Origin of the sequence: Streptacidiphilus anmyonensis (assembly GCF_000787855.1) — a bacterium.
Taxonomy (GTDB): Bacteria; Actinomycetota; Actinomycetes; order Streptomycetales; family Streptomycetaceae; genus Streptacidiphilus; species Streptacidiphilus anmyonensis.
The window spans coordinates 37,904-48,726 of record NZ_BBPQ01000029.1 but is presented as its reverse complement, the minus strand read 5'-3'; the positions used below and the strand labels follow the sequence as shown (position 1 = coordinate 48,726).

At 71.3% G+C, this 10,823-nt stretch carries 7 protein-coding genes and 1 pseudogene; 2 read left to right on the top strand and 6 right to left on the bottom strand.

Going from position 1 to position 10,823, the window contains the following annotated elements:
* The 5 genes from TR50_RS43650 to TR50_RS23430 all read right to left on the bottom strand — a co-directional run.
* Nucleotides 1–1,224, bottom strand: a 1,224-nt coding sequence (locus TR50_RS43650; RefSeq protein WP_236654558.1) for a S8 family serine peptidase, incomplete at its 3' end; no start/stop codon positions are given.
* Nucleotides 1,225–1,416: 192 nt separating this feature from the next.
* Nucleotides 1,417–2,772, bottom strand: a complete 1,356-nt coding sequence (locus TR50_RS46930; RefSeq protein WP_052441262.1) for a WXG100 family type VII secretion target — start codon at nt 2,770–2,772, stop codon at nt 1,417–1,419.
* Nucleotides 2,769–3,092, bottom strand: coding sequence for a hypothetical protein (locus TR50_RS23440; RefSeq protein WP_042425218.1), 324 nt, complete (start codon nt 3,090–3,092; stop codon nt 2,769–2,771). The genes TR50_RS46930 and TR50_RS23440 overlap by 4 nt, the downstream gene beginning before the upstream one ends.
* 66 nt (nt 3,093–3,158) lie before the next feature.
* A complete protein-coding gene (locus TR50_RS23435) occupies nt 3,159–3,794 on the bottom strand; it encodes an alpha/beta hydrolase family protein (RefSeq protein WP_042425215.1) in 636 nt (211 codons plus the stop codon).
* Between the two features lie 9 nt (nt 3,795–3,803).
* Nucleotides 3,804–4,520 carry a hypothetical protein gene (locus TR50_RS23430; RefSeq protein ID WP_042425212.1) on the bottom strand — a complete coding sequence of 239 codons (717 nt, stop codon included), beginning with the start codon at nt 4,518–4,520 and terminating at the stop codon, nt 3,804–3,806.
* Between the two features lie 151 nt (nt 4,521–4,671).
* Here TR50_RS23430 and pepN point away from each other — a divergent pair, with 151 nt between their 5' ends.
* On the top strand, nt 4,672–7,269 hold the full coding sequence (pepN, locus tag TR50_RS23425; RefSeq protein WP_042425209.1) for an aminopeptidase N: 2,598 nt from the start codon (nt 4,672–4,674) through the stop codon (nt 7,267–7,269).
* Nucleotides 7,270–7,504: 235 nt separating this feature from the next.
* Here pepN and malQ read toward each other — a convergent pair whose 3' ends face one another.
* Nucleotides 7,505–9,694, bottom strand: a complete 2,190-nt coding sequence (malQ, locus tag TR50_RS23420; RefSeq protein ID WP_042425206.1) for a 4-alpha-glucanotransferase — start codon at nt 9,692–9,694, stop codon at nt 7,505–7,507.
* 474 nt (nt 9,695–10,168) lie between these two features.
* Between malQ and TR50_RS46925 the strand changes: the two are divergent.
* Nucleotides 10,169–10,823 (top strand): annotated as a pseudogene (locus TR50_RS46925) (hypothetical protein); the annotation flags it as partial.

Genomic DNA, 10,823 nt, shown 5'->3' with positions numbered 1-10,823 from the left:
CCCCCGGCACCTCCCGCCCCTGCCGCCGTAGGGGTTCTGCTGCGGCGGGTACTGCTGGTTCCCCCCGCCGTACGGGTTCGGCTGCTGCGGCGGCTGGCCGTAGGGGCTCTGCCCGCCATACTGGCCCGTCGGCGGCTGGTACGCCTGCGGCTGCGCCGCGTACGCAGGCTGGCCCCCGTTGCCGCCCCCAGCACCGCCGTTCCCGCCCCCGCCACCACCGCGCCGGTTGCGGACGAGGACCACAACGATGATCACGAGGACCACGAGCCCACCAAGGACTCCGATGATGATCCCCATCGAGCTGGAGGACGAGGAACTGGAAGCGGTGTCGTTCCTGCTGCTACCACCAGAAGCGGAGCCACTCGACTTCAGGGGATCGGTCGCCTGCGGCAGCGGCCCGGAGGCAGGCCCGGGAGAGACAGCCATCGTGAGGTCAGGCGAAGCGATGCCATAGCCGTAGCCGGGATCCGGCGTCGTGATGCCCTGGGGCGGGATCGCGGTCTTGATGATGTAGTTGACGATCTGCCCTGCGGTCAGGTTCGGATGAGCGGAACGATAGAGCGCCGCAATGGCAGCAACGTACGCGGTGGAGTCACTGGTCCCGTGACCCATGAACATCTGGGTGTCGCTGCCGTTCGTGTCGGACACGATGTCGGCACCGGGTGCGACAACCGTGACCCCGCCCGTTTGTGACTCTTGTGTGAGCTTTCCGGTCTTGTCGACCGCACCGACCTTGATGACTCCGGGCCAGGACGCGGGGTACTGCTTCTCCGATGTGCCATCGTTCCCTGAAGCAGCGACAAGCACGACGTTGTGCTGCTCGGCGTATGCCACCGCTGACTCTTCGACCGGATTTGGCGACCCGATGCCGAAGGACATACTGACGACCTGCGCGCCGTGATCCACGGCGTACCGAATCGCCTGAGGAACAACGTAGGGTCCTTGGCCCAGAACCCCAGTACCGATGCCAACTGGGAGAATCTTGGCACCTGGGGCAAGGCCCATGATCCCATCGTCACCGTTGGGACCATGTCCGTGGCCCGCGATGAGGCTCGCCATCTGAGTGCCATGGCCCTCGGGAGAATGATCTGTCTGACCATCACCACCGAAGGCGAAGTCCTTGCCTTCAAGGACCTGTCCGCGCAGGTCGACGTGCGTGGCGCGCACACCGGAGTCAATTACCGCGACCACGACACCCTTGCCGGTCGAATGCGGCCAGACCACCTGGGCGGCCTTATAAGAGGTTAGGGCCCACTGTGTGTCGCGCGCCGTATCAGCATGGGCCACTGGAGCCCCGCCAAAGGCGAGGGCTCCAGCGAGCGCTGCACCCCCTAGACCACGCAGTGCTCGACTGAAGCCCATACCCGTCACCCCGCTCGCCAAAGTTCGTTCGACGAGCAGGACACTACTTGACAATCAGAACTCAATCACGCCCGGGTTCGAGGCGCCGCTGTCGTTCCAGGTCTCCTCGTCCTCCACCAGGTAACCGGCGCGAGCCTTGCGCTGCTTCTTCTTCTGGCTTCCGGAGCCAAGGCCTCCAGCGCCGCCCATACCCATGCCCTCGCCCTGGCCGGCGCCGCCAGCTCCTTCGCCCTCGGCGCCCATGGCTGCCTTCTCTTCAGCCGACAGGCCGTTCGCGCCCTCGCTTCCCATGCCCGTGCCGCTGCCGAGGCCACCGGCTCCGAGGCCGCCGACGCCAGCCATGCCGCCCCCGAACGCACCGCCTCCGGCGCCACCGCCACCGATGCCGACACCGGGAACACCGCCGACCCCGCCGCTGCCGGGCATGCCGCCGCCAATGCCCGTGCCGGTCCTCAGGCCACCGGGCGTCCCGTCAAGCGTCCCACCGATCTTGGGCGGAGTGACGCCGCCACCCCCGCCGTGAACGCCACCGACGCCGCCACCACCGGGCACATAGCCATTGCCGCCGTTCTGGCCCGGCTTGAAGGTGTCCTGGCCGCCCCCGTCACCGCCGGTGATCGGCTTCAGACTTGCGTCGCCAGCATGACCAGGGCCAGTGGGGTTGCCCCCGTAGGGGCCGACGGGAGAGGTGGTCACTGGCGCCGGAGGGTCGGGCCACACATGGCCGCCGCTGTGGTCGCCGGGCCCGACCAATAGCGCGGCTGACGCGTTGTACTGCTGGCCCAGCCCCTCCATGACGACAACAGCCTGCTGGTGCACCCGTTCCCAGGCGCTCAGGTCCCCGCCATCCATCTGCAGGGCCTTCTGCAGGCCGAAAGTCGCGGCATCCTGGTGGAACTGGCTGTCGCTGTCCCCGAAGGAGCTGCTGAACTGGTCCCAACTGCTTGGCGCATGGGGAAAGTTATCTTGCGCGCTCGCCAGAGCCAGGCCAGCCTGCTTCATGGCGATCTTGGTGTTCGCGGCGTACTGCGAGCCGTTGGTCAGGCTTGCCTGAAGGTTCGTCGCGTTGTCGCGGAAGGCGTTGGCGGTGTCGCCGGTCCAGTGCTCGAGCATGTTGGTCACATGCGTGCCGAGCTCGTTCGAGGTTTCGGTGAGCGCCTGGGCGATGTTGCCCCACTGGGTCGAGACATCCAGGATCGCGTTCGAATCGGCGTTCTCGATCATCTTCTTGAGGCCCTGGTAGCCGCCCCCGTCCTGCTCGAAGTTGGTCGTGAAGCCGTCGGTGCCAGTCTTGCCACCGGCGTTCGCAGCCAGCGCCTTCTTCCAAGCGGCGTCGCCGGACTGCTGCGCGCTCTGCTGCTTGGCCTTGTTCTGGTCCCGAAGATCCTTCGCGTCGCCTACCCCGCTCACTGGGCGGCCTTCCTCTGGAACTGGTCGCCGACGGAGGTGTCCGTGTTGGCGTACTGGTCGTGCGCGCTGCCGGTCTTGTCCGTGAACTCCTGGATCATCGTCTGCAGCGTGGTCATCATCGCGGACAGCTGGTTCTTCATGGTCTCGTGCGCCTGGTAGAGATTGTCAGCCTCGAGGAACCCCTCGCCGCCGAACTGGCTGGGGGACAGGTTCGTCTTGTAGTTCACCGCGCTGGTGTGGTGATCCATGCCGTAGGCGATGCCCTGCAGCTTCTTGTATGTGTCCTGCAGGTAGCTCAGATCTACTTCATATCCACTCATCGAGTGCCTCCCCGTTGTTCGGCTGACAGCCCGGACACATCATAGGGACGACCACGGACAAGTTCCCTACCGGATCTGCTCTTGCAGCCAATCCGCAACCGCGCGCACGACGTCCGGCACGACGTCAGCTTCCGTCTTGCGGACGGCGAATGAGTGGTTGCCAGCGGGGAGGCCGACGAGGCGGTGGGTCGTGCGGGGCAGTGGGGGGAATTCGGAGGGGGCGCCGAAAGGGTCGCGGGCGGCCTGGACGACGAGGGTGGGGAGGCCCGTCGTCAGGAGTTCCTCCGCGCGGGAGCGTTCCGGCTTGCCCGGAGGGTGGAGGGGGAAGGCGAGGGCGACGACGCCCGACGCGCCCGTCGGGGCGCCGGTGCGGCAGGCGACGCGGGCGCCCGCGCTGCGGCCGCCGACGAAGAGGGGGGCCGACTCGCCCACCTCCGCCCGCACGTGCGCGACGACCGGGAGCCAGCCCGCGTCCAGCGTCTTGGGCGCGGGGGCGAGGCGCTTGCCGGCGACGCGCCAGGGCTGTTCGACGAGGACGACGGCGACGGAGTCGACCTCGGCCGCGATGGCCTGGAGGTCCGGGGCCTCGATGCCGCCGCCCGCGCCGTGGCCGAGGAGCAGCACGCCGTCGGGCGCGCGGTCGCGGTGGTGCCAGGTGAGGCGGGCGTTCCCCGCTTCCGTGGGGACGAGTTCATGCGGCATGCGCCCAGCCTAGGACCCTTCGCGGCGCTGCTTTTCGAGCTTCATCCGGCGATTCTCGGTGATGTTCCGCAGCGGGTTGGTCGACAGCGTGGCGCGCGCGTGCCGCAGGTCGAACGCGGAGTGGTCGTTGAAGCAGTCGACGTACGCGAGGATCAGCAGCCGGGAGACGCGCGGGTCGCGGACGGCGACCTCGTACGTCGCGGTGACGCCCGCCCTGCGGACCAACTCGAAGCCCGCCGAGGCGGGGCCGGCGCAGTGCACATGGGCGGCGATGGCCGCGTCCAGGACGGCGTTGTCCGTCAGCAGGCCGCCGACGACGACGTCCTCGACGAACGAGGCCACCTTGTGGACCGCGCCGCGGACACCGGGCCGGGTGGGCGTGAGCACGCCCAGGCCGTGCTGCACGATCGGCCCCTGGTGCATCCGCCGGGGCTTGCGCATGTCGCCGACGGCGCCGATCTCGGCCTGCCGGGCGTCCCACGCCTTGCCCATCTTCACGTAGCCCAACAACTGCTGCGGGTCGGCGACGGGGTGGACGTAGTAGGGGCGGACGGCGACGTCGTACGGGTGGTCCTTGTGCATGCGGACCACCGGCTCGGACTGTCCCGTCGGAGTGACCCAGAACGTCGCGTGCTCGCGTCCGTAGTCGATACGGACGGTGAACGCGTCGAGCGACTGCAGGTCGACCGTCGTTCCCGGCGTGCCCGGCGCGCGGACCCCGTCCATGTGTATGCCCCCTTCGTCCACACATGCGGGCTGTCACCCTACCGGCGCCCCGACCGGAACCACGGTCGCGCTGCGCGTAATGCACTGAGCGCGTCACCCCGGACGTGCAAAGATGCCAGCGAAGACACAGTCGACAAAGGAGTCACCCAGCGTGCCTGGCACCAACCTGACCCGTGAGGAGGCCCGCACCCGGGCAGAGCTCCTCCACGTGGACGCCTACGAGATCGAGCTCGACCTGAGCACGGCCGCGGAGGGAGGCACGTTCCGCTCCACCACCGTGGTCCGGTTCACCGCCACCACGCCCGGCGCCTCCACCTTCATCGACCTGGTCGCGCCCGCCGTGCACGAGGTGACGCTGAACGGCGCCGCGCTCGACCCGGCCGAGGTGTTCGCCGACAGCCGCATCGCGCTGTCGGGCCTGGCCGCCGAGAACGAGCTGCGCGTCGTCGCCGACTGCGCCTACAGCAACTCCGGCGAGGGTCTGCACCGCTTCGTCGACCCGGTCGACCAGCAGACCTACCTCTACACCCAGTTCGAGGTGCCGGACGCGCGCCGCGTCTTCGCCTCGTTCGAGCAGCCGGACCTCAAGTCCACCTTCCGGTTCACGGTGGTCGCGCCGACCGGCTGGAAGGTCATCAGCAACGAGGTCTCCCCGGACCCGGAGAAGGGCCCCGTCGAGGGCACCGAGCTGCACCGCTTCCCGGTCACCCCGCGCATGTCGACCTACATCACGGCGCTGATCGCCGGCCCGTACCACGGCGTCTTCAGCGAGTACGTGAGCCCGGACGGCGAGCAGCGGGTGCCGCTGGGCGTCTACTGCCGCCCGTCGCTGGCGCAGTACCTGGACGCGGACCACATCTTCGACGTGACGCGGCAGGGCTTCGACTACTTCCAGGACAAGTTCGACTTCGCGTACCCGTTCTCCAAGTACGACCAGCTGTTCGTGCCGGAGTTCAACGCGGGCGCGATGGAGAACGCGGGCGCGGTCACCATCCGCGACCAGTACGTCTTCCGTTCCAAGGTGACGGACGCCGCCTACGAGGGCCGGGCGACCACGATCCTGCACGAGCTGGCCCACATGTGGTTCGGCGACCTGGTCACCATGGAGTGGTGGAACGACCTCTGGCTGAACGAGTCGTTCGCGACCTTCGCCGAGACCGTCTGCCAGGCCGAGGCCGAGGGCACCCGCTGGCCGAACATCTGGACGACGTTCGCCAACCAGATGAAGACCTGGGCCTACCGCCAGGACCAGCTGCCGTCCACCCACCCGATCATGGCGGAGATCAACGACCTGGAGGACGTCCAGGTCAACTTCGACGGCATCACCTACGCCAAGGGCGCGTCGGTGCTGAAGCAGCTGGTCGCCTACGTCGGCCAGGACGCGTTCTTCGCGGGCGTGCAGGCGTACTTCAAGCGCCACGCCTGGGGCAACACCCGCCTGTCCGACCTGCTGACCGCGCTGGAGCAGACCTCCGGCCGCGACCTGAAGGCCTGGTCGAAGGCGTGGCTGGAGACGGCCGGCATCAACGTCCTGCGCCCGGAGCTGGAGGTCGACGCGGACGGCGTCATCACCTCCTTCGCCGTCCGCCAGGAGGCCCCGGCGCTGCCCGCCGGCGCGCGCGGCGAGGCCGTGCTGCGGCCGCACCGCATCGCCATCGGCCTGTACGAGCTGGAGGGCGCCGCCCTCAAGCGCGTCGAGCGGATCGAGCTGGACATCGACGCCGCCGAGCTGACGCAGGTCCCGCAGCTGGTCGGGCGCGACCGTCCTGCGGTCATTCTGCTCAACGACGACGACCTGTCCTACGCGAAGATCCGCCTGGACGAGTTCTCGCTGGCGAACGTCACCAAGCACATCGCCGACTTCGCCGAGTCGCTGCCGCGCGCGCTGTGCTGGGCCGCGGCCTGGGACATGACCCGCGACGGCGAGATGGCCACCCGCGACTACCTGGAGCTGGTGCTGCAGGGCGTGGGCCGCGAGTCCGACATCGGTGTGGTGCAGTCGCTGCAGCGCCAGGCGAGCCTGGCGATCGAGCTCTACGCCGCGCCCGAGTGGCGTCCCACCGGCCGGGCCACCTGGGCGGAGGCCGCGGAGCGGCTGCTGCGCGCGTCCGAGCCGGGCAGCGACCATCAGCTCGCCTGGGCGCGGGCGTTCGCCGCGGCGGCGTCCACGGAGGAGCACCTCGCGCTGCTGACCGGCCTGCTCGACGGCTCGGTCGAGATCGACGGCCTGGCCGTCGACACCGAGCTGCGGTGGGCGCTGCTGCAGCGTCTGTCCGCGACCGGCGTGGCGGACGAGGCCTCGGTCATGGAGGAGCTCGAGCGCGACCCCACCGCGGCCGGCGAGGCGCACGCGGCCACGTGCCGCGCGTCCCGCCCGACGGCCGAGGCGAAGGCCGCGGCCTGGGCCTCGGTGGTGGAGGCGGAGACGCTCAGCAACACCGTCCAGGAGGCGGTCATCGCGGGCTTCGTCCAGACGGAGCAGGCGGACCTGCTGGCCCCCTACACGGCGAAGTACTTCGCCGCGATCAAGGGCATCTTCGAGCAGCGCTCGCACGAGATGGGCCAGCAGATCATCGTCGGCCTGTACCCGACGATCCAGGTCTCCACGGAGACCCTGGAGGCGACGGACGCCTGGCTCGACGCGAACGCGCCGGCCCCGGCGCTGCGCCGCATGGTCGTCGAGTGCCGCAGCGGCGTCGAGCGCGCGCTCAAGGCCCAGGCGGCGGACCGCGAGGCCGCACAGCGGTAGCCGTTGGGGGCGCGGGAAACTGTGCGACAAGCCACCCTGTGTGGTGTGTCGCCGCACGAGCAGGGCCACTCGCACAGGGTGGTTGCTCGCGCAGTCCCCGCGCCCCTGAATGCGCACCGTCGTGCCCACGCGGCGAAGCCGCAGACCGGCACAGCCCCGCGCCCCTGAATGCGCACCGTCGTGCCCACCCGGCGAAGCCGCAGACCGGCACAGCCCCGCGCCCTCTCGGGCGCGGCTACTCGGCCGGGTCGTCGGCCGGTTGGCGCATGACCGCGCCGAACTCCGCCGTGCGCTCCGCGGCGGTGAGTTGCTCCAGGGTGACCGGTTTGCCGTCGGCGTCGGCGATCGGGAGGCGCCAGTTGGGGTACTCGGTCGAGGTGCCCGGGAGGTTCTGGGGCCGGGGGTCGCCGAGGACGTCGGGGAGCCAGACGCCGACGAGCTTGGCGGGCGTGCGCAGCAGGTAGCGGTGGAGGGCGGCGACGGCCTCCGGCAGGTGGCGGCCGTCCGGGGGTTCCAGGGGGTCCGCGGCGGGGCCCTCGCCGTACGGCGGGACGGTCATGAGGCCCTCGCGGGCCAACTCGCCCAGCCACTCCTCGCGTTCCTCGTCGTCCTCGGCCTGCTCCTCGGCCAGCGGCCGGGACAGCAGGCCCAGCCGATGCCGAAGCTCGACGTGGTCGCCGCTGAGGCGGGACGCCGTCGGAGGGAGGTCGTGCGTGGTGAGCGTGGCCAGGCAGTCCTCGCGCCAGCGGTCCGGTGGCAGCGGCGAGCCGCCGCCCTGCTCGGACCAGTCGCGCTCGAACCAGAGCACGGACGTGCCCAGGACGCCGCGTGCCGACAACTGCTCACGCACGCCGGGTTCGACGGTGCCGAGGTCCTCGCCGATCACGATCGCGCCCGCGCGGTGCGCCTCCAGCGCCAGGACGCCGAGCATCGCCTCGTGGTCGTAGCGGACGTAGGTCCCCTCCGTCGGCGGGCGGCCCTCGGGGACCCACCAGAGGCGGAACAGCCCCATCACGTGGTCGACGCGCAGCCCGCCCGCGTGGCGGAGGTTGGCGCGCAGCAGCTCGGCGTAGGGCGCGTAGCCGGCGTCGGCGAGCGCGTCCGGACGCCACGGCGGCAGGCCCCAGTCCTGGCCGTGGGCGTTGAACGCGTCCGGCGGCGCGCCCGCGCTGATGCCGTCGGCCAGGCAGTGCTGCAACGCCCAGGCGTCGGCGCCGTCGGGGTGGACGCCGACGGCGAGGTCGTGGACGAGACCGACGGGCATGCCCGCGGCCCGGCCCGCCGCCTGCGCGGCGGCGAGCTGCTCGTCGACGAGCCAGGCGAGCCAGGCGTGGAAGTCGACGCGATCGGCCAGGTCGTTGCGGGCCCGCAGCACCGCCGCGCTCCCGGGGTCGCGCAGTCCGCCGGGCCAGCCGCGCCAGCCCGGACCGTGGACCTCGGCGAGCGCGCACCACGTCGCGTACTGGAGCAGGCCCTCGCCCTCGCGGCGGAGGAACGCCTGGTAGGCGGCCTCGCGCCCGACTCCGCGCGGGACAGCGTGGATCACCCCCAACGCCTCCCGCTTGGCGGCCCAGACCGCGTCCCGGTCGATCTGCGCCTCCTCGATCAGCACGCCCTCGCGCAGCCGCGCACCGCGCCGTGCCGCGTCCTGGACGCGCTCGCGGGCCTCGGGCTTGAGGTAGGCGTACTCGGGGACGGCCTCGATCCGCAGGTAGACCGGATCGGCGAAGCGGCGCGAGGAGGGCCGGTAGGGCGAGGGGTCCGAGGTGCCGTCAGGACCGGGCGGCATGCCCGCGTGCAGCGGGTTCATCTGGACGAAGCCGGCCCCCAGCGCATGCCCCGACCAGCCGGCCAGGTCCGCGAGGTCGCCGAGGTCGCCCATGCCCCAGGAGCGCTCACCCAGCATCGAGTAGAGCTGCACCAGGAAGCCCCAGCTGCGCCCGGCCGGGCCGACCAGCCGGTGCGGGGCGACGAGCAGCGGCGCGGCGGTGGAGGCCCGGTCGCCGAGGCGGGCGCAGAGCGTGTGGCGGCCGACCGGCAGGTCGGTGGGGAGCGGGCGGGTCTCGCCCGACTCTCCCATGTGCAGGCCGCGCGGGAAGGGCGTGCCGACGGTGACGGTCTGGCCGTCCTCCAGCTCCACCCACGCCTCGGCGGCGGACGGCAGCGGCACCTCCTCGACGACGCCCTCGCGCAGCACGATCGCGCGCGGGAGCAGCCGGTGCGCGCGCCGCGCGTGGAGCCCTGCGAGGGCCTCCTCGGCCGCGTCCGGGCTGCCGGCGTCGACGCCCATCGCGGCGAGCACCGCGTGCAGCGTGTCCGGCGAGACGACGCGGCCCTCGAACTCGGTGTCCACGCCGTAGGCGTGGGCCAGCGTCTCCAGGGCACTCGCGCCCCCGGGGAAGGGGCGGTGGGCGTCGGGGGCCACGGGCTCTCCTCTGCGTCTTCGGTGCCGTGCGCTTCTTCGGTGCAGTGCGCTTCCCTGGGTTCAACGGCTGCGACCGGCCCAGGACACCTAGCCATCGGGACACCTACCCATCGGGCCGGGCCCGCGACACCGTCGACCGGGTGATCCGGTCACCCGATCGGTTCGGGCGCGATCCGGCAAGCGGAGTTCACTCTCCCGTATACGAGTGGACACGCTCGCGCATTGACATGCCAAGGGCGGGGATGGTGGGGTTGAGGAGTTCGGCCGGGCCAGGTGTCCGGGACGGACAAAACGGCTTCCGGGGGCGCGGGGAGCTGTGCGACAGACCGTTGACCAGCCTCTTTCGGCGTGGGACGGCGATCGCACAGCTGCCCGCGCCCTCAGGCGTTTCCGCCCCTCGCCACAGCAAGAAGAGCAAGCACCACAGAACAGCATGCAGTGACGCACACACCCGACACGGCATCAGGAGTCCCCGTGGACCACCGGCCCGAACCGGCAGCAGGCTCCGACGGCATCGTCGCCGCTCTGGGCAGCAGCCTGCGGCGGACGGTGGCGGAGCATCAGGCGCTGCGGCAGTTGCTGAGGACCACCACGGTGGTGACGGCGCGGCGCACCGCCGCGCGGACGGCCCGACGACTGGCACCGGAGACCGCCGACCGGCTGATCGCCCAGCTCAAGGGCACCGCACCGCTGCTGACCGCACTCCCGGAACAGATGCGGGCCCAGGTACGGACCCGCAGCGCCGCGCTCAGGGCGAGCGCCGCCCTCACCGTGGCGGCCGTCGTCTGCGGCGGACTGGTCGGCGCTCCCTCCGCCCTGGCCGAGGGCGGTGGCTCCCGAGCGGCCGCGCAGGTGCTGGCGCTGGGGACGAGCGGGCAGTCCTCGGACGGTGACACCGCATCGGCGACCGGGGCGAACTCCGGGCCCGCGATCTACCCGAGCCCGCAGCGCGAGCAAGCGCAGGGCACGCCGGTGGCCCGCCCGCGGCGGGTCGCGCTGGCCGTCGCCCCGCACGCCGACCCGGGCGCGCTGGCCGCCTTGCAGGCCGCGCTGGCGGCGGCGGGCGTGCAGCGGGTCGACACCGTCTCCCCGGGCAGCGACCCGCAGCCCGGCGCACTCACGATCTACC